The sequence below is a fragment of the Roseateles sp. DAIF2 genome, from assembly GCF_015624425.1.
Taxonomy (GTDB): Bacteria; Pseudomonadota; Gammaproteobacteria; order Burkholderiales; family Burkholderiaceae_C; genus Kinneretia.
The window spans coordinates 4,359,663-4,382,806 of the sequence record NZ_CP049919.1; the positions used below are offsets into that span (position 1 = coordinate 4,359,663).

Genomic DNA, 23,144 nt, shown 5'->3' on the forward strand with positions numbered 1-23,144 from the left:
GCCTCCTAGGCCGGGGTCACGGCCATCGTGCCCGAGGCCTTGACGCACAGGCGGCGCTGGCCGTCGGCCTCGATCGCATAGACCTCGGCCTCGGTGAACATCAGCTGGCGGCCGGGCTTGATCACCCAGGCCTCGCAGAGCAGGCGCTCGCCGCGGGCGCCGCGCAGCAGATTGGTCTTGAACTCGGCGGTCAGGATCCATTGCCCGGTGGGCGCCAGGGTCTGGGCCGCCGCACCCATGCTGTGGTCGGCCATCGCGGCCATCACGCCGGCATGCACGACGCCGGTATGCTGCAGATGGCGCGGCGCCAGCCGCAGCTCGGTGCTGATGCGCCCCTCGCCGGCCGCGACCGGCTCGACGCCCAGGTCCACCATGAAGGGCGCGGCGCGGAAGAAGCCGCGCAGGGTCTCGAGGTCGAAGCTCACAGCACCTCAAAGACGCCGGCCGCGCCCATGCCGCCGCCGATGCACATCGTGACACAGACCTTCTTGGCGCCGCGGCGGCGGCCCTCGATCAGCGCATGGCCGGTCAGGCGCTGGCCGGAGACGCCATAGGGATGACCCACCGCGATCGCGCCGCCGTTGACATTCAGGCGCTCCATCGGGATGCCCAGGGTGTCGGCGCAGTAGAGCACCTGCACCGCGAAGGCCTCGTTGAGCTCCCACAGGTCGATGTCGGCCACCGTCAGGCCCAGCTTCTTCAGCACCTTGGGCACCGCGTACACCGGGCCGATGCCCATCTCGTCGGGTTCGCAGCCGGCCACCGCGAAGCCGAGGAAGCGCCCCAGCGGCTTCAGGCCATGCCGCTCGGCATAGTCCTCGGCCACCACCACGCAGGCGCCCGCGCCGTCGCTGAACTGGCTGGCATTGCCGGCGGTGATCACGCCGCCGGGCAGCGCGGTGCGGATGTCCTTGATGCCCTCATAGGTCGTGCCCTCGCGCAGGCCCTCGTCGGCCTGGATCGTCACCTCCTTGGTGATCAGGCCCAGGGTCTTGTCGGCCACGCCCATCGTCGTCGTGACGGCGACCAGCTCGTCGGCGAACAGGCCCGCCGCCTGGGCCGCGCAGGCCTTCTGCTGGCTGGCGGCGCCGTAGCGGTCCATGCGCTCCTTGTCGATCTTGTAGCGCTTGGCCACCTGCTCGGCGGTCTGCAGCATGCTCCAGTAAATCTCGGGCTTGTGCTTGACCAGCCAGGGATCGGCGTACATATGGCGGTTCGCCTCGTTCTGCACGCAGGAGATGCTCTCAACGCCGCCGGCCACATAGACATCGCCCTCGCCCGCGATCACGCGCTGCGCGGCCATCGCGATGGTCTGCAGGCCCGAGGAGCAGAAGCGGTTCACCGTGACGCCGGCCACCGAGATCGGCAGGCCGGCGCGCAGCACGATCTGGCGCGCGACATTGCCGCCGGTCGTGCCCTCGGGCGTGGCGCAGCCCATCAGCACATCCTCGATCGCGCCGGGCTCGATGCCGGCGCGTTGCACCGCGGCTTGCACCGCATGGCCGCCCAGGGTCGCGCCATGGGTCATGTTGAATGCGCCCTTCCAGCTCTTGGCCAGCGGGGTGCGGGCGGTGGACACGATGACGGCTTTGCTCATGGCTGCTTGCTCCGTAGGACTTGGGTGTTGCTGCTGCTATTCACTTCGCGGCTTCGCCCACCAGCCGGTGGTAGAAGCGCGTCAGTTCGGCCAGGTTGGCCGTGGAGATCCGCTCGTTCGTGCCGTGAAAACGCGGCAGGTCCTCGGGGCGCGCGCGCACCGGCGAGAAGCGGTAGATATGGTCGGCGATGCCCTCGAAATGGCGCGAGTCGGTGGCACCGATCATCAGGCCCGGCGCCACCAGGGTGCCAGGGAAGACCTCGCGCACCGTGCGCTCGATGCGGCGGTAGGGCTCGGCCGCGGTGGGCGAGACCCGGCTGGCCTCGGAGGCGCCGGGCAATGAATAGAGCTCGAAGCGATCGTTGCCGACCTGGCGTCGGACATGGTCCAGCACCGCGGCCTGGCTGTCGCCCGGCAGCAGGCGGAAGTTCACGGTGGCCTCGGCCGAGCCGGGCAGCACATTGTCCTTGTTGCCGGCATTGAAGACGGTCGGCGCGGTGGTGGTGCGCAGCATCGCCTGGGTGCTGGCGCCCTGCTCCAGCTGCCGCGCCACCAGCGGGCCAAACAGCCAGAGGTTGGACAGCGCCACGCGCTGCAGGCCCGGCATCTCCGGCGCCAGGGTCTCGAACATCTCGCGCGCCACGCCGCGGATGCCCCCGGGCAGCTGCGCGTCATCGACGCGCTTGATCGCCGCGGCCATCATCGCGATCGCGCTGGTTCCCTTGGGCGGCGGCATGCTGCTGTGGCCCGGCGTGGCCGGCACCTTCAGCACCACCGACAGATAGCCCTTCTCGGCGATGCCCACCAGCGCGGCCGGCGTGGCCAGGCCGGGCATCACGCCCTCGGTGATCAAGAGGCCCTCGTCGAGCACAAAATCCAGGCGCACGCCGCGCTGCTGCAGGAGCGCGGCGATCGCCTTGGCGCCGCGCAGACCGCCGACCTCCTCGTCGGCGCCGAAGGCCAGGTAGACGGTGCGGCGCGGCTTGAAGCCGCCGGCCACCAGCATCTCGATGGCCTCCAGCTGCGCGACCAGATTGCCCTTGTCGTCCCAGGCGCCGCGGCCCCAGACGAAGCCGTCCTTCACCGCGCCATCGAACGGCGGCTGCGCCCAGTCCTTCTCGGTGCCGGGCGCGATCGGCACCACGTCCTGGTGCGCCATCAGTAGCATCGGCTTGGCGGCGGGGTCGCTGCCGGGCCAGGTGTAGAGCAGGCTCAGCTCGCCGACGGTCTCGCGCTTCAGCGCCGCATGCAGCCGCGGGTAGGCCTGCTGCAGATGGGCATGCAGGCGCTGGAACTGGTCGGCATTCAGGCGCGCGTCATCCGCCGCGGCGATGGTGCGCGCGCGCACCGCGCCGGCCAGGCGCTCGGCCAGGCCGGCCTCGTCGACCGCCAGCGGCGGCAGCGGCGCGACCTGCAGCTGGCGCGACCCCTGGCGCCAGGTGTTGACCGCCACCGCCAGGATCAGCGCCAGCATCGCCAGCCCCAGGACTTTCAGTGCCCGCCGCATCGGCATCGGTCAGGAGAAGGACTTGCCCTGCGCGACCAGGCGCTGGATCAGCGGCGCCGGCTCCCAGAAGGCGGCGTCATCGGCCGGGTTGCGCGCGAAGCGCTGCATGGTCTGCACGACATTGAACAGGCCCACGGTGTCGGCGTAGCACATCGGGCCGCCGCGCCACAGCGGGAAGCCGTAGCCGGTCAGGTAGACCATGTCGACGTCGGAGGCGCGCTGGGCGATGCCCTCCTCCAGCAGATGCGCGGCCTCGTTGACCAGGGCATAGACCAGGCGGTGCACGATCTCCTCGTCGCCGATCTGGCGCTGGGCATGGCCCAGGGTCGCGCGGTGCTTGGCCAGCATGGCCTCGACCACCGGCGAGGGAATCGCGTCGCGCTTGCCTTCCCGGTAGTCGTACCAGCCGGCCTGCGTCTTCTGGCCGAAGCGGCCCAGCTCGCACAGCAGGTCGGCACTCTTCGAGTAGCGCAGGTTCGGCTTCTCCTGGTAGCGGCGCTTGCGGATCGCCCAGCCGATATCGTTGCCGGCCAGATCGCCCATGCGGAACGGGCCCATCGCGAAGCCGAACTTCTCGATCGCGCGGTCGACCTGCTGCGGTGTGCAGCCCTCATCCAGCAGGAAGCCGGCCTGGCGGCTGTACTGCTCGATCATGCGGTTGCCGATGAAGCCGTCGCAGACGCCGGAGACCACCGCAGTCTTCTTGATCTTCTTCGCGACGGCCATCACGGTGGCCAGCACCTCCTTGGCCGTGGCGGCGCCGCGCACCACCTCCAGGAGCTTCATCACGTTGGCGGGGCTGAAGAAATGCAGGCCGACCACGTCCTGCGGACGCTGGGTGAAGCCAGCTATTCTGTTCACATCGAGCGTCGAGGTGTTGGAGGCCAGGATCGCGCCGGGCTTCATCACCTCGTCCAGCTGCTTGAACACCGCTTCCTTGACCGAGAGTTCCTCGAACACCGCCTCGATCACCAGGTCCGCGTCCCGGATGTCGGCGTAGTTCAGGGTGCTCGTCAGCAGGGCCATGCGCTGCTGGTACTTGTCTTCCTTGAGCTTGCCCTTCTTGACCTGGGCCTCGTAGTTCCTGCGGATGGTCGCAAGGCCGCGGTCCAGCGCGTCCTGCCGGGTCTCGAGAATCGTCACGGGAAGACCAGCGTTCAGGAAGTTCATCGCGATGCCGCCGCCCATGGTGCCGGCGCCGATCACGGCGACTTTCTCGATCTTGCGCTGCGGCGTGTCCTCGGGCACATCGCCGATCTTGCTGGCGGCCCGCTCGGCGAAGAAGGCATGGCGCAGCGCCTTCGATTCCGGCGTCAGCATCAGCTGCGCGAAGCCCTCGCGCTCGGCGCGCAGGCCGTCCTCGAACTTCATCGTCACCGCGGCGGCGACCGCCTCCAGGCAGCGCAGCGGCGCCGGAAAATTCTTGCTCATCCCGCCGACCATATTGCGGGCGAACTGGAAATAGGCCTCGGGGCTGGCCTCGGGGTTGGTGAAGCGGGCCTTGCGCTCGCGCACCTTGGGCAGGGGGCGCTGGTCGGCCACCTCGCGCGCGAAGGCGATAGCGCCCTCCAGCAGGTCGCCCGTGATGATCTTCTGGAACAGCTGCTGGCCCGGCACCTGGGCCAGCAGCTCGCTGGCGACCGGCTCGCCGGTGACGATCATGTTCAGGGCCGGCTCGACACCTAAAGCGCGCGGCAGGCGCTGCGTGCCGCCGGCGCCGGGCAAGAGGCCCAGCTTGACCTCGGGCAGCGCGATCTTGGCGCCCGGTGCGGCGACGCGGTAATGGCAGCCCAGCGACAGCTCCAGGCCCCCGCCCATGCAGACCGTGTGGATCGCGGCGATGACCGGCTTCGTGCAGTTCTCGACTACCGCGATCAGGCTCAGCAGGTTCGGCTCGGCCAGCGCCTTCGGGCTGCCGAACTCGCGGATGTCCGCCCCGCCCGAGAAGGCCTTGCCGGCGCCGGTGATGACCACCGCCGCGACGGTCGCATCGGCCTCGGCCTTCGCGATGCCCTCGGCCGCGGCCTTGCGGGTGTCGAAGCCCAGTCCGTTGACCGGCGGGTTGTTCAGGGTGATCACGGCGACATTGCCGCGGACTTCGTAGCTAGCAGTCATGGACGGCCCCTTATTGGCAGAGCGATGCAACCCGGCCCGGCGGTCGGCTTCTCGACGCCGGGCGAAGAATAGAACGATCGTTCGATTCTAGGCAGCAAAAGGGGCGCGGCGATGTCCCTGCCGCGACAGCGCGCTCGCTCAGCGGCGCGACAGGATCTGGGTCGGCGCGAAGCCGTCCTTGGGTGCCGGCTTGTCCGGCGACAGCGGCAGGAAGACCTCGGGCTCGAGCGGCGGGGTCGCGGCAGCGGCCGTGGCGGCCGCGGCTCTCGCGGCGGCCGGCGACACCGTCTGGCGCAGCTCGCCCAGCTCGCGCTGCAGCTGCTCGACCTGGCGCCGCGCCTGCGTCACCTGCTGGCTGACCTGCTGGCGCGACTGCTCCAGATGGCCGATGCGGGCCGCCGAGACGCGCAGTCGCCGCCCGAACCACCAGACCGCACCGACCCAGGCCGCGCCCGCCCCCGCCAGGCCCACGCCCACCAACATCAGCGATTGGGTTGCATCCATCGCACCTCCGGTAACGGTTTCGCGACCAATGTAGCGCCCGGGTCCGGACGCGCCAACGCTCGTTCTAGGTGGAGGCTGTCACCGGTTTGATTGACCCGATGAAGCGTCGCAACAACAGCAGCAACTCGTCGGGTTGCTCCAGCGGGCTCAGGTGCGAGGCCCCGGCTAGTTGCTCGAAGCGCGCGCCGGGAATGCGCTCGGCGATCGCCCGGCCCATCGCCGGGGTCGCTCCCTGGTCCAGCGCGCCGGCGATCACCAGGGTCGGGCAGCGCACCGCGGCCAGCCGCGCCAGGTAGTCGACGCCGCGCACCGCGTGGCAGGCCGCGACATAGGCCGCCGGATCCTGGCGCAACAGCTGGGCCTGCAGCGCCTGCGCCGCCTCCGGCTCGCCGGCGCGGAACTCGGCATGCAGATAGCGCTCGGTCACCATGGGCGCCACCGCGGCCATGCCGCCGGCCTCGACCGCGGCGATGCGCTGGGCCCAGGCCGTCTGCGCCGCCTCGGGATACTGGGCCGTCGTGTGCGCCAGCACCAGGCCGCGCAGCAGCTCGGGATGGGCCAGGGCCAGGCCTTGCCCCACCATGCCGCCCATCGACAGGCCGACGAACAGCACCGGGCCGCGGCCCCATTCGCGGATCAGGCGCGCGGCATCGTCGACCAGCTGTTCCAGGCTGTAGGGCCCGGCCGGCCGCGCCGATTCGCCATGGCCGCGCTGGTCGTAGCGCAGGGTCGGATGGCCGGCCGCCGCCAGCTCGGCGGCCACGCCGTCCCACAGATGCAGGTCCAGCCCCAGCGCATGGCTGAACAGCACGGGCAAGCCCTGGCCCTCGCCCTGCAGCATCAGCGCCAGCTGCGGCTGGCTGAAGGTCTGCTGCGGGCGCGGGCGCTGCGGGCGCGTCAGCGGCTGGGGCAGCGGCGCCAGCCCCTCGGCCTTGAGGATCTCGCCGGTGATCTTGAAGGCGGTGTTGGCGGCCGGCACGCCACAGTAGATCGCGCCCTGCAGCAGGGTCTCACGGATTTTCTCCAGCGGCACGCCGCCGCGGATCGCGGCGCGGCAATGCAGCTCGAACTCCTCCCAGCGCGCCAGGCCCATCGTCATGCCCAGCACCAGCAGGCGGCGCGTCGGCTTGTCCAGCCCGGGGCGGCCCCAGATCTCGTGCCAGGCATAGCGGGTGATGAAGTCCTGGAACTCGGCATTGAAGGCGGTGGCGCCGGCGGTGGAACGCTGCACCCAGTCCTCGCCCAGCATCGCGCGCCGGTTCGCCAGGCCGCGATCGAAATCGTCGCTGCGCTGGTCGGCGGGATCCGGCGGCTCGGGCCTCATGATGAGACGGGATTGTCCATCAGCGCGGTCCAGCAGGCACGCGCCTCGCGCAGGCCGCGCGCCACGCTGGCGTCGGCCTGTGCGGCCGCGGCGCGCTGGTCGAACACGGCTTCCAGCTCGGCCGCCTCGATGCGCTCGCGCAGCGCGGCATCGGCCTGGTGCAGGCCGCGCGCCAGCAGGCGCAGCGGCTTGCCCTCGGCCAGCACCTGCTGCGAAAGCGCCTCCACCGCCTGGTGCGCACGCGCCTTGCCCCAGACCCGCGCCAGCAGCAGCGCCAGGCCTTCGGCGAACACCAGGTCCTGCTGGCGCTCGATGTTCTCCAGCATGCGCGCCGGATGCAGTTGCAGCGCGGCCGCGGCCTGGCTCAGCGCGCGCACCGCGCCATGGCAGCTCAGCAGCAGGCCGGCCCATTCGGCCTGCTCGGCCTGCCAGCCGCCCAGGCCGCGCTCATGCTCCTGGTCCATGCAGGCCAGCAGCGCGGCGACGCGCTGCGGCGCGCGTTTCGCCGCGGCCAGGGCCTGCATGCAAGCGACCGGGTTGCGCTTGTGCGGCATCGCGCTGGAGCCGCCGGCGGCGCCCTCCATCAGCTCGCCGACCTCGGGCTGGGCCAGCAGCGACCAGTCGCGCGCCAGCTTGCCCAGCGAGCCGGTCAGCACGCCCAGCTCGGCGCCCAGGCGCAGCCAGCGGTCGCGCTGGGTATGCCAGGGCGTGGCGGGCAGCGGCAGGCGCAGCTCGGCGGCCACCTCGGCCGCCACCGCCTCGGCCTGCGCGCCCAGCGAGGCCAGGGTGCCGGCCGCGCCGCCCAGCTGCAGCAGCAGCGCGCTGTCGGCATGGGCGCGCAGGGCCTCGGCGCTGCGCAGCAGCGGCGCGACCCAGTTGTACAGGCGGCCGCGCAGGCTGCCGACCAGGGCCGGCTGCATCAGGGTGCGCGTCAGCAGCGGCACCTCGGCATGGCGCTCGGCGCGGTCCAGCAACTGGCCGGCCAGGGCCAGCAGGTCTTCCTCGATCAGGCGCAGCGCACGGCGCGTCTGCAGCACCTGCGCGGTGTCGATCACGTCCTGGCTGGTGCTGCCCCAGTGCACAAAGCCGGCGGCGGCGGGGTCGAACAGCGCCACCGTCTCGGTGAGCTTGTTGACCAGCGGGATCGCCGGGCTGCCGGCGCGGGCGCTGGCCGCGACCAGCGCATGCACATCGTAGAGTTCGGCACGGCACAGGCTGGCGATCGCTTGGGCCGCGGCCTGCGGGATCAGGCCGACGCGCGCCTGGGCGCGTGCCAGCGCCGCCTCGAAATCCATCATCGCCTGGACCATCGCCCGCTCGTCGAGCAGGGCCAGCATCTCGGGCGTGGACAAAAATACTTCGCTCACCAACACGGAATCACAACACCAAAAGCCAGAGTGCAATCGATGCTAGCGAGGCGCTCGCGTGTCGGCAGCGGGCTAACCCGCGGATGCGGGTTAGCGAGCGTGCGCAGTGTTGCGCTCAGGCTGCGGCGGGTGCGGCCGCGGCCGAGTGGCCCTGGGCCAGGCGGCTCATATTGCCCATCGAGACGCGGTGCATCTCGATCAGCGAGCTGACGCCGTTGCGGAACAGCTCCAGCACCTTGGCGTCGGGCAGCTGGCTCAGCTTCTCTTCGTTGATGGCCAGGAAGCCGTCGACGTCGATCTTCTCGCCGTTGGGCAGGGTGGCCTCGAAGCGCATGTCCTGCAGCAGCTCGAGCTTCTGCAGTTCCTCGCACACCAGGCGGGTGCGCTCGGCCTCGCGCTCGAAGTTCTCCAGGAAGGCCTGCGCGTTGGTCGTGAACTCGCTGGGCTGGCCGTCGGCGCCGAACAGCGCGGTGCCTTCGGTCTGCGAGAAGCCCTTCCACTGCTCGTCGAAGCAGACGGCGATCTGGTCGCCGCTGTCGATGCGGGCCATCGCGAAGGGGTAGCGGCGCAGATAGGCCGGCGTGTAGTTGCCGGTCCACTTGCCGTCCTTGATGAACAGGTTGCTGCCGGGCTTCAGGCCGAACACCGCCAGCGGGGCCACGGCCGGCGCGGCACCGTCCTTGGGTGCGTCGCCGACGCGCACGAACACGATCGGGAATTCCTTGCAGGCCTCGTTGAACTCAACGGCGGCCAGGAACACCGAGTTCAGCTCGGCGGCGCGTTCCAGGGTCGGCAGCTCGGACTGCAGGCGCAGGTTCTTGTGCTGTTCACGGTCCAGCGGCACCAGGCTGCCGTACATCGGGGGGTTGCTCATTTCTCGTCTTCTCCGTCGTCATCAGCCAGTCGCGAGACCAGCACCTTGTCCACACGTTTGCCGTCGAGGTCCACGACCTCGAATCTCCACGCGTTCCACTCCACCACATCGGCCGTGCGCGGCAGACGCCCCAGCAGCAGCATGACCATGCCCGCCAGGGTGTTGTAGCGCCCACGATCCTCCTCGGGCAGTTCCTTCAGGCCCAGGCGGTCCTTCAGCTCGGGGCTCGGGATCAGGCCGTCCATCAGCCAGCTTCCGTCCTCGCGCTGCACCGCCCAGGCATCGCCATCGCTCGGGGCCGAGAACTCGCCGGCGATGGCTTCCAGCACATCGCGCACCGAGATCACGCCCTGCACCTCGCCGTATTCGTCGACGACGAACACCAGCTGCGCATCCGAGCCGCGGAAATGTTCCAGCAACTCCATGCCCGACAGAGTCTCGGGCACGAAGATCGGCGCCTCCAGCCCCTCGGCCAGCACCAGCGGCTCGCAGGCCAGCGAGCGCTGCAGCAGCTGCTGCGCCGACATCACGCCGACCACATCCGACAGGCCGCCGCGACACACCGGGTAACGACTGTAGCCATGGGCCTTCAGCATCTCCAGCACCTGCGAGGCGTCGTCGTCGATGTCCAGCCAGGCGATCTCGGCGCGCGGGATCATCATCGAGCCGACCTGGCGCTCGTCCAGGCGGAACACATTGCGCACCATCTGGTGCTCCTGCTCCTCGATCACGCCGGCGTCCAGGCCCTCCTCCAGGCTGGCCGCGATCTCCTCCTCGGTCACACCGCGCTGCACCTTGCCGCGCAGACCCAGCAGGCCCAGGGTCGCGTCGGTCGAGAAGCTCAAGAGCTTGACCAGCGGACGCGCGACCAGCGAGAGGAATTCCATCGGCGGCGCCACCAGGCGCGCGACCGTCTCGGGATAGATCTGACCCAGGCGCTTGGGCACCAGCTCGCCGAAGATGATGGTCAGCACCGTGATGATCATCACCACCAGGCCGGTGGCCGTCAGATCGGCCGCGCGCTGCGGCATGTGGAAGATGGCCTCCAGCCAGGCGCCCAGCGGGCCGGAGAAGGCGGCCTCGCCGACGATGCCGTTCAGCACGCCGATCGAGGTGATGCCGATCTGCACCGTCGACAGGAACTTGGTCGGGTTCTCGTGCAGGTCCATCGCGGCCTGCGCCCCGGACTCCCCTCCCTCCACCATCACCTGAAGCCTCGCCTTGCGGCTGGCGGTCAGCGCCATCTCGGACATGGCAAACAAGCCGTTGAGCAGAATCAGGAAGATGACAAGCGCAGTATCCATTGAGAGCGTGCCGGTTGTCGGGGTATACCCGCGGCCACGCCAATTTTTCAGAAGGCCGCAAGGGTAGCAGAAGCCCGTGACGAATCCGACAGCACAATCCCGGTATGCACTACCTGATCGGCGACATCCAGGGCTGCTGCGACGCACTGGAGCGTCTGCTGGCCCGCCTCGACTTCTCTCCCTCCCGCGACCGTCTCTACCTGCTGGGCGACCTGGTGAACCGCGGCCCGGCCTCCTTGTCCACCCTGCGCCGCCTGCAGGGCCTGGGCGACGCCGCCACCTGCCTGCTGGGCAACCATGACCTGCACCTGCTGGCCACCGCCGCCGGCGTACGCAAGCCCCACCGCGGCGACACGGTGCAGGAGATCCTGGACGCGCCGGACCGCGAGGCCCTGCTGCAGTGGCTGTGTCAGCAGCGCCTGGCCTGTTTCGCCCAGGGCTGGCTGATGGTGCATGCCGGCGTGCTGCCGCAATGGACCGGCGAGCAGACCCTGGCGCTGGCCGCCGAGGTCGAGACCCTGCTGCGCGACCCGCGGGCCCTGGCCGAGTTCCTGCCGCAGATGTATGGCAACGAGCCCGAGCAATGGAGCGACGAGCTCACCGGCGTCGCGCGCCTGCGCTGCATCGTCAACGCGCTGACCCGGCTGCGCTTTTGCGACGCCGAGGGCCGCATGGACTTCAAGACCAAGGACGGCGTGGCCGCCGCGCCGCCCGGCTACATGCCCTGGTTCGACGTGCCCGGCCGGCGCAGCGCCGGCACCCCGGTGGCCTTCGGCCATTGGTCCACCCTGGGCCTGCTGGAGCGCAGCGACCTGCTGGCGCTGGACACCGGCTGCGTCTGGGGCGGCCACCTCTCCGCGATGCGCGTCGACGGCGGCCGGCGCGAGCTGATCCAGGTCGACTGCGAACGAGCGTCGGGGGCGGGCGAGTAGCGGGCGCGAGGGCGCTGCGCACGAGGCTAGAATGCGGGCCCTGCGTGCGGTTGAGCGACCGATGCAGCACCGGCAGCCACAGCCGGCCGATCCGGAGGCTTGGGGGAGTGGTTTAACCCAACAGTCTTGAAAACTGTCGACGGGCAACCGTCCGTGAGTTCGAATCTCACAGCCTCCGCCATCTTTTTTGCCGTCTTGAGCACTACTGCGGCTATCAATTAAGGCTGAAGGCGCTCCCTCGTTGGATGCAGCTCGTCTGGCTGGCTCTACCCGTTGCAGACAATCGGATGGCCACTAAGCGGCCGTTCGCAGATCGTGCATCTCGGCCGTATCGCCCAACCTGACACTGCCGCGAGCGACACCGCAGACCACCTGGATACATCGGCGTCAGGACACTACTTTGTGGGATCACTCGCTGCCGTGCGGAAGATCGCGTCGACGAGGCGGCTGCCAGCGCCAACAACCTTCGTCAGCACGCGGAGTTGCTCGCGGCATGCCACGTTGTCAGTTGGGTTCGGATAGTTCAAGGTGTGATCAACCTCGCCCCAGATCTCCTCGAAGAGTGTGCGCACCTGGATCTCACAGCAGTGCGGCGATTCGGCGCGTGGCCGCACCAAGTAATGAACGCTGGTATAGAAGCTGTCCTTTACGTGGACCTCTAGTCCCATGTTGGCAAAAAAACCCTGCGCCTCTGGATCCCAGGTGTAGGCCTTAGGCGGCTCGTTAAATACCCAATCACGCTGGTTCGCCACTTTGTCGATGATCGCGGCATGGATAGCCCGCGCCTGCTCCTGGTACAAATGCAGCACCCGCACGCCTGCCAAGTCGGTGACGCGGGTGAACAGGTTGTCGGCTGTTATGGGGTCCCCGCCCGCCTGCTTACGGAGGATTTTTTCCTTTAAGTGCCCCGAGTCCTTAAGCCGCGACTTGACCGAGTGCACAGCGGAGGTGGAACCACCAGTCAGCTTCGGGTGGCTCGCGAACCAGCCCTCAACTCCCTTCATGAAGATCGAGAGCTCATGCCGGCGTTCCTCAAACGCGGCGAGAGCGAGGTCGGCAGCGTGCTGGTCAGACATAGCCCAACCTTCAGTTCAAGGAGTTCAAGCGGTTCAAGAGATCCTTCGCGAAGGTGTGGTAGAGCGCTTGTGTAGCTTGGTAGAGTCCGCGATTTCCGGCGACCGTTGAAGCGTCTTCCTGCTCAAGTGGTGCACCAGGCACCCTCCACATCGGGCGCTGGTACTTCTGAGCCATAGCAGGCATGGTGTTGTGCGTATGCATGATGGCGGTGTTGCCGATGGGATGAGACCACACTGCCTGGTCAAGGTGGTCACGCACCGCCTCAGGGATGAACTCGGCGATCGCGTGGGGGATTTGCGTTGCGTAGTTAAAGTGAGCCTGGGCCAGGTCCCACTCAGATGCGCCCGTGTACCGCTTGGCGTTGTAGATGGTGAACCCGAGCAGGCGCACAAAGTTCTCGGGGAATAGAGCCCGCTTCTCGTTGGACAGCAGGTGGTAAATGGTGTCGAACTGCTTCTTCCAGACCGCCAGCGCGTTCCCGATGTTGCGGATACCGTAAAGGGAAAACATATCCGGCATGCAGGGGATCAAAAAGCCATCGGTGGTCGAGATGACCAGACGGTTCAGAGTGCCTAAGCTAGGCGACGTGTCCATGATCACGAAGTCATAGCCGAACTGCTGCGCGTAGGCGATCGCCAACTCCCGAGGCCTTGTTGCCGTTCTCACCGCCAAGGGGTCACCTTGGTAGACCTCACTCCAGCGGCGAGAGACAGCATCCTCGTAGAGATGCATAGTGAGGCGGCCTGGAATCAGGTCCAGGTTGGTCGCAAGCTTGCGAGGCGGGGGAAGACTGGGAAGGTCATCGATGCCATCCTCAACAGGCTTAAGCAGAAAGTGGATAGAACGCGTCTGGCCGATCAGTGTGTTGAAGTCGTTCGCGATCAACTTCTGTTGGGCAGATTTGAAGTCAGCTACAAAGGAATCTTCCGCCTTCCAGATGTCATGCAGCGTGTCCTGATCCATGCCGTAGATGGTCAGGTTGCATTGGGGGTCGAGGTCGATTAGGAGCGTACGATGGCCTAGCTCCGCGAGCGCATGTGCAAGATGAAAGGTCAAGGTGGTCTTGCCTACGCCCCCCTTGTTGTTAAACACTGAGATTGTCTTCACGTTGCGCTCCTACGGTTCAGGAGAGCAGCATACCTGCAGCGGCCGGCATGCCCGGTGGCGCGCCGTGGTGGTCCATTCTTCTGAGCTCAGCACAGCACTTCAGGCAATCCGCACGCACGCTCGCGCCACCTGAAGGGATCGTCGGCCCAATCCGAACGACAGCTTGTGGGGCATTTGACCTAATGTTGGCTCTTGGCCGAGGGCAGGCAGGCTGCTCCGGCTGCGGAGCAGCCATAGGCGATTGCCCCTTAACTACTGCAGTAACCATCTGCGTCGCTGCGCGGCGCTCGTAATCCTCACGTACCCCAGGTATGTTCCGGCTTTTGCACTCCGGGTGCGTAGTAGCCGGCCGTCCTCGCGACGTTTTCCAACAGCTTGCTAAGGGCTCATAGCGAGCCATCGCCCAACGACTAAGCCACGACTGCATCCTGGGACGCCCGTTGAGTTGGCGGCGCAACCACCGCCCTGACCTCCGCGCCGTCAGGCACATTGCGGAACCGGATCACCCGGTGCCCGGCCTTCTGCAACAGCGCATCCCTCGCTGCGTCCTGCTGCGCTCGCCCCTTGTGACTCGCGTCATCCAGCTCCACGACGGCGACAACGGCGAAGTCCTTGGTGCAGACCACGAAGTCGGCCACCTTGCGATCAAACGTGGCTCTGGTGGGGCGGTCCTTGGTGTTGATCAGAGATGAGAACGCCACCTGGGCCAGCACGACATGGTCCGGCAGGTTTTGTGTGAGCCGGAAGTACATCGCCTGCTCACGCTCGGTCAGCGGCTTCCTGCCGGCAACCCGGCCCGAAGCGCGGCGCCGGCCTTTGCCCATCAGCGCAAGCAGTACGGCCATGCCGACGAAGAGAAGCAGCAGCAACCATAGGGTTGGCGTGTCCAGTAGTCGCATTTATTTGTTCCTCCCTTGGCTTTCTTTCCAGGGCGAGCACAGCCCCCCCGCACGTGAAGAGACTTTTTATCAAAGAGATGCGGGTCCTCTCGACTGTTTAAACCCTCATAGCAACGAGCAGGTCTCCCGTCGTTGCTTGCTTGTGCTCCGCCTCCTGCACCTCTTCTGGCCTCGCCTACCACGCCACAGCGCTTCTGCACCTCTCATTTCAGGTAGGCCTCGCCACCCGGCTTTTTCCCCATCTGATCTCGACGCAGTCTTCGCCTACCGCTAGGCTGCGCCTCGCCCCGAAATCAAGTAAAAAAGAGACAAAGAAAAGCAGATTCACCGGGAGCGACGAAGAAGCAATCGGTCGAAGACGACAAGTAGTTGAGGGAGTTGGCATTGGGTATCTACATTAAGCCCGGAGTCCCCGGGCAGATCCGCACCGCGCATCTGGCGAGCGGCGACATGACCATCATCGGCCCGGCGAGCGGCGCGCTGGAGCAGGTCGTGTTCGATGTCTGCCGCTGGGACGGCAAGCGCAATCCGGTCTATGGCGGCTGGACCATTCCGGCGGCCAAGGTCGACAAGGTGCGCATCGCGCTGGAGAGCCAGTGCCAGGAGTTGACGGACTGAGATATCCCCCTGCAATGCCCCGTCTCGGTGATCCTCCGGGCTTTCACGATTGACCGCTGCCTGGGCGCAGTGATCATGGAAGCCTCTTCAACCGGCTTCTTCGTTAAAGGCATACCCATCATGAGTGACGACGGCAGGAACTCCAGCGCGCACCGGGTCAGCCCCGAGGAAATTGCGAAGCTGTGGATGAGCGAGAACGCCATCGTCAACCAGAAGACCGCCTATTTCATCGCCGCCACCGCCTTCCTGGTGGGCGCGATCGCGCAGGCCTCCGTCAGCCAGGCCGGAACCGTCTACATGGCCATCTGCGGCCTGGGCCTCTCGATCCTGACCTTTCTTTCGATCGCGCGGACCTGCACCTATCGTGAGCATCTGCGCCGCGAGCTGGAAGGACGCTCGCCGGACTACGCCCGCCTGCTGCAGCCGAGCTTCTCCTACTTCGACGGCTTCCGCTCCACCGGCGTGCTCAAGGCCATGCCGCTGCTCGGCCTGCTGGCCTGGGGCATCTTCCTGACCTGGAAGCTGGGCAAGGTCATGAACGTGTAGCAGCGCGCGGCGGTCCTCGGGCGGACGAGGCAAGCAAGCGCTACGATGCCTGCCCGTAGTCTTTTTCTTGGCTCTTTGTTCATTGACTTTTGACATTCCTGGCGTGGTCTTGACGGCTCCTGCAAAGAGCCGGGTGGCGCCGGGACGCGGGCATGCGCAATTGCTCCGTGTCCCCCGGGCCGCTTTGCGCGGCCCTCCTGCGCCCAGACCTTCGCCATCACGGCATCATCAATCAGCACACAAAGAGTCTTTTCTTTCTCCCCGCATGAGCAGCACGCAACTGATCCTCTTTCGCCTCTCCATCCGGAGCAGCTATGCCCTGAACATGGAAGAGGCCGCCACCGAGGACGAGTTCGACACGATCCAGTTCTTTGCGGCGGCGGACGGCTCGGTGTGGCGCATCAAGACCTACGCGGTCGACCAGGACGTGCATGTCTGGACCCTGGACGGCAGCGAGATCGGCAGCGACCTGGTCGAGATCGCGGTCGGCAACACCGAGGCCAACTACGGGGACGTGCTGGACGAGGGCTATGTGCTGAGCTCCGATACCGGCCTGGCCGGCCTGCGCGAGCAGCTGGAGGCGCGCGGCCTGCCGCCGCATCTGAACGAGACCAGTTTCGGCGCCGTGTTCTGGACGCCGCCGGACACCAACTACAAGACCAAGTCGCGCCCGGGCAATTGAACCGGACTCGACGCAACAAATCCGTATGGCAGCAACGAAGATTCTTCAAGGCATCGCGCTAGCCGCCCTGCTCGGCCTCGGCGCCCCCGCCCATGCCGAGCCCGGCGTCCAGGTCGGTTTCTCGCCGGAGGGCTCGGCGCGCCGGCTGTTGCTGGAGACGATCGCCGACGCCAAACACAGCATCCAGATGCTGGCCTATGCCTTCCAGGCGCCGGACATCGCGCAGGCGCTGGTCGAGGCCGAGCGGCGCGGCGTGGAGGTGCGCATCGTGGTCGACAAGAAGCGCAACCTCAACAAGCCAAGCAAAAAGGCCATGGACCTCGTGACCCGGCATGGCGTGGAACTGCGCACCAACGACCGCTTCCACCTGCATCACGACAAGACCCTCATCGTCGACGGCCAGACGGTGCAGACCGGCTCCTTCAACTACGCGCCCTCCGCCGAGACGGGCAACTCGGAGAACGTGCTCGTCCTGCGCGAGATGCCCGAGGTCGCGCGCCAGTACCTCGCGCATTGGCAGTCGCGCTGGGATCTCGGCCAGCCCTATCCCGCGCCGCGCTGAGCGGCGCCGCGCACCAGGCTCATCCATACTCCGCCGCAGCCCCTCCCTCATCACGCCAGGAGCTCCTCCGATGCGCATCACCGGCCAATGCCATTGCGGCGCGATCGCCTTCAGCGCCGAGGATATCGATCCGACGCGGGTGCTGGTCTGCCATTGCGCGGACTGCCAGGTCCTGTCCGGCGCACCCCTGCGGGCCGTGCTGGCGGTGCCCGCGGCGCAGGTCCGCCTGAGCGGGCGCCTCGCGCCGAAGGAGTACGTGAAAGTCGCCGCCAGCGGCCGGCGGCGCAGCCAGGCCTTCTGCCCCGAATGCGGCACCCAGCTCTACGGCAGCGAGCCCGAGGGCGAGGCCAAGCAGACGCTCAACTTCCGGCTCGGCTGCATCAACGAGCGCGCGCAGCTGCGCCCCACGGTGCAGCTGTGGGGCAGCTCGGCGATGCCCTGGCTCGCCGAGCTGGCAGACATACCATTGCACGCGGAGGGGCTGAGCAGCCCCCTGCTGGAACGCTGAAGAATCAGCCTAGCGGCGGCTTCGCGATCACCTGCACCACGCTGGAAAAATCCAGCGCGCCGCGCCCGGCCTGGCTGTTGATCGCATAGAGATTGCGCGCCAGCTCGCCCAGCGGCACCGCGGCGCCGCTGCCCAGCGCCGCCTCCACCGCCAGGCCCAGGTCCTTCAGCATCAGGTCGTTGCCGAAGCCGCCGCTGTAGCCGCGCGAGGCCGGCGCGTTCGGCAGCACGCCGGGCCAGGGATTGCAGACCTCGGTGGCCCAGCTGCGGCCGGTGCTGACCGCCATCATCTGCGACAGCGCCTGCGCGTCCAGCCCATGGGCCACGCCCAGCGCCAGGGCCTCGCCGGTGACGGCCATGATCACGCCCAGGGCCATGTTGTTGCACAGCTTGGCCACCTGGCCGGCCCCCGCCTCGCCCATGTGGAAGATGTTCTTGCCCATCGCCTGCAGCACCGGCCGCGCGCGTTCCAGCGCCTCGGCCGCGCCGCCGACGATGAAGGTGAGGGTGCCGGCCGCCGCGCCGGCGGTGCCGCCCGAGACCGGCGCATCGATCATCGCCAGGCCACGCGCCGCGGCCGCCCGCGCCACGCGCTGGGCCGCCGCCGGCGCGATGGTGCTGCAGTCGATCACCAGGGCGCCGGTCGCCAGCCGTGCCAGCAGGCCCTCATCCGCTTCCCCCTCCCCGCCCAGATAGAGCCGCTCGACATGCCGGCTGGCCGGCAGCATCGAGATCACGACCGCCGCGCCTTCCGCGGCCGCGGCGGCCGAGGGCGCGATCGTCACGCCGGCCTCGCGGGCCTTGCCCAGCGCCGCCTCGCTGAGATCAAAGGCGCTGACGGCAAAGCCGCCGCGCACCAGATTGGCCGCCATCGGGCCGCCCATATGGCCCAGGCCGATGAAGGCGATGTGACTGTTGTTGCTCATGCTCAAGCTCATGTTCTCGGGTCTCCTTCAGTTCAGATCGGCCAGCGGATGCGGCCCCTCGAAGCGCGGCTGCAGGAAGGCGTCCACCAGGGACTCGGCCCCCGCCTCCTCATCATCCGCGATCGCCGCCGGCTGCCAGCGCGGCGCCTTGTCCTTGTCGATCAGCAGCGCACGCACGCCCTCGGCGAAGTCCGGCTGCACGCAGCAGCCGACCGAGGCCTGGTACTCGAGCCGGAACACCTCGGCCAGCGAGGCCTGCTTCAGCCGCCGCTGCAGCGCCAGCGCCAGCGCGGCCGAGCTGGGCGAGCCCTGCTGGAAGGTCCGGCCGGCCTGGGCCAGCCAGGGATCCTCGTCCGCCGCCAGCGCGCGCAGGCGCGGCGCCAGCGTGGCCAGGCCCTGGTGCGGGCCGATCAGCGCGTCGATGCGCTCGCGATGCCGGCGCAGCGGCGACTCGGGCAGCACCGGCGCGGGCAGCGCGCGCAGCAGCTCGTCCAGCCGCTCGGCATCGGCCCCGCGCGCGCCGGCCCAGCGCGTCGCGGCAATCGCCTCCAGCAGCGCGCCCTGGTCCTCGGCGCGCGCCGCATGGTCGGCCAGGCCGGCCCACAGCGCATCGGCCGCGTTCAGCGGCGCGCCGGTCAGCGCCAGGAACAGGCCGCAGCGCCCCGGCAGGCGCGGCAGGAACCAGCTGCCCCCGACGTCCGGGTACAGGCCCAGGGTGATCTCCGGCATCGCCAGCCGGCTGCGCGGCGTGACCACGCGGTGCGAGGCGCCGGCCATCAGGCCGATGCCGCCACCCATCACGATGCCATGGCCCCAGCACAGCAGCGGCTTCGGGTAGCGATGGATCAGGAAGTCCAGCCGGTACTCACGCTCGAAGAAGGCGGCCGCCTCGGCCGGCACCTGGCCCGCACCAGCGGCGCGCATCGCACGGTACAGGCCCACCACATCGCCACCGGCGCAGAAGGCTTTTTCGCTGTTGCCGTCGAGCACCACACCGGCGATCTGCGGATCGGCGGCCCAGCTGCGCAACTGCGCATCCAGCGCATCGACCATCTCCAGGGTCAGCGCGTTCAGGCTGGCCGGCGCGTTCAGGCTCGCATGGCCGAAGCGGTGACCGGAAGCGGTGAGCAGGGTGCGGAAGAGAACGGGAGCATCAGACATCTTGCCCCCTCAGCCGTTACGCCACTGGGGACTGCGCTTGCCGAGAAAGGCCTGCACGCCCTCGCGCTGATCCTCGGTGTCGAACAGCGCGATGAAAGCCTCGCGTTCCGCCGCCAGCTGCTGCTGCGGCGAGGCGTGGCGCGCGCCCTGGATCAGCTTCTTGCAGGCGGCCACGCTGCTGGGGCTCTGCCGGCCGACCTGCTCGGCCAGCTGCAGCGCGCGCGCCAGGCCCTGGCCCTTGGGCGCCAGTTCGTCGACCAGGCCGATGCGCAGCGCGGTCTCGGCATCGACGCGCTCGCCCAGCAGCACCAGGCGCTTGGCCCAGCTCTCGCCGACGGTCCAGGCCAGCCATTGCGTGCCGCCAGCGCAGGGCAGCAGGCCCACGGCGGCCTCGGGCAGGGCCATCACCGCATGGCTCTCGGCCACGCGCAGATCGCAGGCCAGCGCACATTCCAGCCCGCCGCCCATCGCATAGCCGTTGATCGCCGCGATGCTGAGGCCGCGGAAGCCCGCCAGCGCCTCGAAGGCCGCGCCGAAGCGCCGCGCCATCGTCGCGGCGCGGCCCTTGTCGCCGTCGGCAAACAGCTTCAGGTCGGCACCGGCGCTGAAGAACTTCTCGCCGCCGCCGGTGATCACCAGGGCGTAGACATCGCGCCGGGCATTCAGCTCACCCACCAGGCGCTCCAGCGCGGCCAGGCTGTCGGCGGTCCAGGTATGGGCCGGCGGGTTGTCCAGGGTCAGGATCGCGGTGTGGCCGCGCAGCTCCAGCGCGAGGCCGGTGTAGTCGGAGTTGTTCATGGGTGTAGAGAGAAGGAAGAAAGATGGGTTCAGCGGATCGCGTCGGCCGCATCGGCCTGTAGCAGGCGCCGCGAGACGATCACGCGCATGATTTCGTTGCTGCCTTCGAGGATCTGGTGCACGCGCGTGTCGCGCACCAGCCGCTCCAGCGGGAACTCGTTCAGATAGCCATAGCCGCCATGCAGCTGCAGCGCCTCGTTGCAGACCGAGAAGCCGGCGTCGGTCGCGAAGCGCTTGGCCATCGCGCAGTAGGTGCTGGCCTCGGGATGGCCGGCGTCGAGCTTGGCGGCGGCCAGGCGCACCATCTGGCGCGCGGCCACCAGCTCGGTGGCCATGTCGGCCAGGCGGAACTGCAAGGCCTGCAGATTGGCCAGCGCGCGGCCGAACTGCTCGCGCTCATGCAGGTAGCGGCGCGCCGCATCCAGCGCGCCCTGGGCCGCGCCGACCGAGCAGGCCGCGATATTGATGCGCCCGCCGTCCAGGCCCTTCATCGCGAACTTGAAGCCCTGGCCCTCCTCGCCCAGCAGGCCCTCGGCCTCGACGCGCACGCCGTCGAAGGCGATGGTGCGCGTGGGCTGGCTGTTCCAGCCCATCTTGTGCTCCTTCTTGCCATAGACGATGCCCGGCGCATCGGCCGGCACCACGAAGGCCGAGATGCCCGCCGGCCCCGCGCCGCCGGTGCGCGCCATCAGGACCAGCACATCGGTGGCGCCGGCGCCGGAGATGAAGGCCTTGCCGCCATGGATGATCCAATGCGCGCCGTCCCATTCGGCGCGCGTCTTCAGCGCGCCGGCGTCGGAGCCGGCGCCGGGCTCGGTCAGGCAGTAGGACGCGAGCTTGCGGCCGCTGGCCAGGTCGGCGCCCCAGCGCTCGCAGGCCGCGTCGCTGCCCCAGGTGCCCAGCATCCAGGCCGCCATGTTGTGGATGGTGATGAAGGCGGTGGTCGACGGGTCGGCCGCGGCCAGCTCCTCGAACACCACCGCCGCGTCTAGCCGCGGCAGCGCCAGGCCGCCGATGCGCTCGGGCGCATAGAGCCCGCAAAAGCCCAGCTCGCCCGCCGCGCGGATGGCCTGGCGCGGGAAGGTCTGCTCGCGGTCCCATTGCGCGGCGAACGGCGCCAGCTCGCTGTGCGCAAAGGCACGTGCCGCGTCGGCGAAGGCGCGCTGCTGCTCGTTCAGCTCGAAGTCCATCGCTCGCGCCCGGCCTTACTTGAGCGTGATCGTCGTATTGACGCCGGAGGTCACCGCGTCGTCATCGAACCAGCGCGCCGTGATCGTCTTGGTCTGGGTGTAGAACATGATCACCTGCTTGCCGTAGGGCCCCAGGTCGCCCAGCTTGGAGGCGCGCGAGCCGGTGAAGGAGAACAGCGGCACCGGCACCGGGATCGGCACATTGATGCCGACCTGGCCGACGTCGATCTCCTCCTCGAAGCGGCGCGCCGCGGCGCCGGACTGGGTGAAGATCGCCGTGCCGTTGCCGTTCGGATTGGCGTTGATCAGCGCGATCGCCTCGTCCAGGGTCTCGGCCTCGACGATCACCAGCACCGGGCCGAACACCTCCTGCTCGTAGATCACCATGCCGGGTTTGACGCCGCTGAAGATGGTCGGGCCGACGAAGTTGCCGTCTTTCAAGGCGCCGTGCAGCGGCGGCAGGCGGCCGTCCAGCTCCAGCCGGGCGCCCTCGGCCACGCCGCGCGCGATCAGGGCCTCGACCCGCTCCTTGGCCGCGCAGGAGATCAGCGGGCCGACATCGGTCGTCGCCGAGTCGCCGGCACCGACGGCCAGGCGCTTGGCGCGCTCGACCAGCTCCGGCACCCAGGCGCGCGCCGCGCCGACCAGCACCGCCACCGACAGCGCCATGCAGCGCTGGCCCGCGGCGCCGAAGGCCGCGCCGGCCAGCGCGTTGAGCGTCTGCTCCTTGTGCGCATCGGGCAGCACGATGGCATGGTTCTTCGCGCCCATCATGCATTGAACCCGCTTGCCGGCCAGGCTGGCGCGCTGGTAGACATGGGTGCCGACCCTGGTCGAGCCGACGAAGGAGATCGCCTTGATGTCCGGGTGGTCGCAGATCGCGTTGACCACCGCCTCGCCGCCATGCACGACGTTCAGCACGCCCGGCGGCACGCCGGCCTCCAGCGCCAGCTCGACCAGGCGCATCGTCACCAGCGGGTCCTGCTCGGAGGGCTTCAGCACGAAGGTGTTGCCGCTGGCGATCGCCATGGGGAACATCCACAGCGGGATCATCGCGGGGAAGTTGAAGGGCGTGATGCCGGCGCAGACGCCCAGCGGCTGCAGCAGGGTGTAGGTGTCGACCCCGCCGGCCACGTTGTGTGCGCGCTCGCCCATCTGCAGGCTGCCGATATTGGCCGCATGCTCGACCACCTCCAGCCCGCGGAACACATCGCCCTCGGCATCGGCCAGGGTCTTGCCCTGCTCGGCGGTCAGGGTCGCGGCCAGCGACTTGAGGTTGTCGCGGATCAGCTGCTGGTACTTCAGGAAGATGCGCGCGCGCTGGCCGATCGGCGTCTTGCGCCAGGTCTTGAAGGCGGCCTGGGCCGCGGCCACCGCGGCCGCCACCTCGTCCGGCGTGGCCATCGGCACGCGCGCCAGGCGCTGCTGGGTGGCCGGGTTGATCACCTCGCGCCACTCGCTGCTGCGCGATTGCACGAACTCGCCATTGATCAGCAAGGGCACCTGGGGCAGGACATCGCGGCTCATCGTTTTCGTCTCCTGGACGG

Annotated in this window: 23 protein-coding genes and 1 tRNA gene; 7 read left to right on the forward strand and 17 right to left on the reverse strand. The window is 68.6% G+C overall.

Annotation, left to right across the window (positions count from 1 at the left end):
• Positions 1-5 precede the first annotated feature (5 nt).
• From G8A07_RS20080 to G8A07_RS20120, 9 genes are all read right to left on the reverse strand, one after another.
• Positions 6-425, reverse strand: a complete 420-nt coding sequence (locus tag G8A07_RS20080) for a PaaI family thioesterase (protein ID WP_213086177.1) — start codon at positions 423-425, stop codon at positions 6-8.
• Entirely contained in the window at positions 422-1,597 is a 1,176-nt protein-coding gene (locus G8A07_RS20085) for an acetyl-CoA C-acyltransferase (RefSeq protein ID WP_195793745.1), read from the reverse strand. Before G8A07_RS20085 ends, G8A07_RS20080 begins: the two co-directional genes overlap by 4 nt.
• A gap of 40 nt (positions 1,598-1,637) precedes the next feature.
• Positions 1,638-3,110: a M20 family peptidase gene (locus G8A07_RS20090; RefSeq protein WP_195793746.1), complete on the reverse strand. Its 1,473-nt coding sequence runs from the start codon at positions 3,108-3,110 to the stop codon at positions 1,638-1,640.
• 3 nt (positions 3,111-3,113) lie between these two features.
• Entirely contained in the window at positions 3,114-5,219 is a 2,106-nt protein-coding gene (locus G8A07_RS20095; RefSeq protein WP_195793747.1) for a 3-hydroxyacyl-CoA dehydrogenase NAD-binding domain-containing protein, read from the reverse strand.
• 138 nt (positions 5,220-5,357) lie between these two features.
• Positions 5,358-5,723 (reverse strand): hypothetical protein, encoded by a 366-nt coding sequence (locus G8A07_RS20100; protein ID WP_195793748.1) that lies wholly within the window; start codon positions 5,721-5,723, stop codon positions 5,358-5,360.
• A gap of 64 nt (positions 5,724-5,787) precedes the next feature.
• On the reverse strand, positions 5,788-7,047 hold the full coding sequence (locus G8A07_RS20105) for an alpha/beta fold hydrolase (protein ID WP_195793749.1): 1,260 nt from the start codon (positions 7,045-7,047) through the stop codon (positions 5,788-5,790).
• Positions 7,044-8,414: a 3-carboxy-cis,cis-muconate cycloisomerase gene (pcaB, locus tag G8A07_RS20110; RefSeq protein WP_249937068.1), complete on the reverse strand. Its 1,371-nt coding sequence runs from the start codon at positions 8,412-8,414 to the stop codon at positions 7,044-7,046. The genes G8A07_RS20105 and pcaB overlap by 4 nt, the downstream gene beginning before the upstream one ends.
• 115 nt (positions 8,415-8,529) lie before the next feature.
• On the reverse strand, positions 8,530-9,288 hold the full coding sequence (locus G8A07_RS20115) for a SapC family protein (RefSeq protein ID WP_195793750.1): 759 nt from the start codon (positions 9,286-9,288) through the stop codon (positions 8,530-8,532).
• Complete coding sequence (locus G8A07_RS20120; RefSeq protein ID WP_195793751.1) at positions 9,285-10,592, reverse strand: hemolysin family protein; 1,308 nt, start codon at positions 10,590-10,592, stop codon at positions 9,285-9,287. Before G8A07_RS20120 ends, G8A07_RS20115 begins: the two co-directional genes overlap by 4 nt.
• Positions 10,593-10,696: 104 nt before the next feature.
• Here G8A07_RS20120 and G8A07_RS20125 point away from each other — a divergent pair, with 104 nt between their 5' ends.
• Positions 10,697-11,524: a symmetrical bis(5'-nucleosyl)-tetraphosphatase gene (locus tag G8A07_RS20125; protein WP_195793752.1), complete on the forward strand. Its 828-nt coding sequence runs from the start codon at positions 10,697-10,699 to the stop codon at positions 11,522-11,524.
• A 93-nt stretch (positions 11,525-11,617) separates the two neighbouring features.
• Positions 11,618-11,705 (forward strand) — tRNA-Ser (locus tag G8A07_RS20130).
• Between the two features lie 214 nt (positions 11,706-11,919).
• On the opposite strand, the gene G8A07_RS20135 is transcribed toward G8A07_RS20130, so the two are convergent.
• The 3 genes from G8A07_RS20135 to G8A07_RS20145 all read right to left on the reverse strand — a co-directional run bounded on the left by G8A07_RS20135 (position 11,920) and on the right by G8A07_RS20145 (position 14,607).
• A complete protein-coding gene (locus G8A07_RS20135; RefSeq protein WP_195793753.1) occupies positions 11,920-12,600 on the reverse strand; it encodes a RelA/SpoT domain-containing protein in 681 nt (226 codons plus the stop codon).
• A 10-nt stretch (positions 12,601-12,610) separates the two neighbouring features.
• Positions 12,611-13,708 (reverse strand): ParA family protein, encoded by a 1,098-nt coding sequence (locus G8A07_RS20140; protein WP_195793754.1) that lies wholly within the window; start codon positions 13,706-13,708, stop codon positions 12,611-12,613.
• A gap of 410 nt (positions 13,709-14,118) precedes the next feature.
• Positions 14,119-14,607, reverse strand: a complete 489-nt coding sequence (locus tag G8A07_RS20145) for a DUF2726 domain-containing protein (protein WP_249937069.1) — start codon at positions 14,605-14,607, stop codon at positions 14,119-14,121.
• A 384-nt stretch (positions 14,608-14,991) separates the two neighbouring features.
• Between G8A07_RS20145 and G8A07_RS20150 the strand changes: the two genes are divergently transcribed.
• From G8A07_RS20150 to G8A07_RS20170, 5 genes are all read left to right on the forward strand, one after another.
• On the forward strand, positions 14,992-15,225 hold the full coding sequence (locus G8A07_RS20150; protein ID WP_195793755.1) for a hypothetical protein: 234 nt from the start codon (positions 14,992-14,994) through the stop codon (positions 15,223-15,225).
• Between the two features lie 120 nt (positions 15,226-15,345).
• Entirely contained in the window at positions 15,346-15,771 is a 426-nt protein-coding gene (locus G8A07_RS20155) for a hypothetical protein (protein WP_195793756.1), read from the forward strand.
• Between the two features lie 265 nt (positions 15,772-16,036).
• On the forward strand, positions 16,037-16,453 hold the full coding sequence (locus G8A07_RS20160) for a hypothetical protein (protein WP_195793757.1): 417 nt from the start codon (positions 16,037-16,039) through the stop codon (positions 16,451-16,453).
• A gap of 25 nt (positions 16,454-16,478) precedes the next feature.
• Positions 16,479-17,015, forward strand: a complete 537-nt coding sequence (locus G8A07_RS20165) for a phospholipase D family protein (protein ID WP_195793758.1) — start codon at positions 16,479-16,481, stop codon at positions 17,013-17,015.
• Between the two features lie 70 nt (positions 17,016-17,085).
• Positions 17,086-17,523 carry a GFA family protein gene (locus G8A07_RS20170; RefSeq protein ID WP_195793759.1) on the forward strand — a complete coding sequence of 146 codons (438 nt, stop codon included), beginning with the start codon at positions 17,086-17,088 and terminating at the stop codon, positions 17,521-17,523.
• A 4-nt stretch (positions 17,524-17,527) separates the two neighbouring features.
• On the opposite strand, the gene mmsB is transcribed toward G8A07_RS20170, so the two are convergent.
• From mmsB to G8A07_RS20195, 5 genes are read right to left on the reverse strand one after another with little or no spacing between them, the layout of a single operon-like run.
• Positions 17,528-18,448 (reverse strand): 3-hydroxyisobutyrate dehydrogenase, encoded by a 921-nt coding sequence (gene mmsB / locus G8A07_RS20175; protein ID WP_195793760.1) that lies wholly within the window; start codon positions 18,446-18,448, stop codon positions 17,528-17,530.
• A 27-nt stretch (positions 18,449-18,475) separates the two neighbouring features.
• The gene (locus G8A07_RS20180; protein ID WP_195793761.1) at positions 18,476-19,609 is read right to left on the reverse strand and encodes an enoyl-CoA hydratase/isomerase family protein; all 1,134 of its coding nucleotides are present in this window, start codon (positions 19,607-19,609) and stop codon (positions 18,476-18,478) included.
• Between the two features lie 9 nt (positions 19,610-19,618).
• Positions 19,619-20,407, reverse strand: a complete 789-nt coding sequence (locus G8A07_RS20185) for an enoyl-CoA hydratase (RefSeq protein ID WP_195793762.1) — start codon at positions 20,405-20,407, stop codon at positions 19,619-19,621.
• Between the two features lie 29 nt (positions 20,408-20,436).
• Positions 20,437-21,597 carry an acyl-CoA dehydrogenase family protein gene (locus G8A07_RS20190; protein ID WP_195793763.1) on the reverse strand — a complete coding sequence of 387 codons (1,161 nt, stop codon included), beginning with the start codon at positions 21,595-21,597 and terminating at the stop codon, positions 20,437-20,439.
• Between the two features lie 15 nt (positions 21,598-21,612).
• Positions 21,613-23,124: a CoA-acylating methylmalonate-semialdehyde dehydrogenase gene (locus G8A07_RS20195; protein ID WP_195793764.1), complete on the reverse strand. Its 1,512-nt coding sequence runs from the start codon at positions 23,122-23,124 to the stop codon at positions 21,613-21,615.
• Positions 23,125-23,144 lie beyond the last annotated feature (20 nt).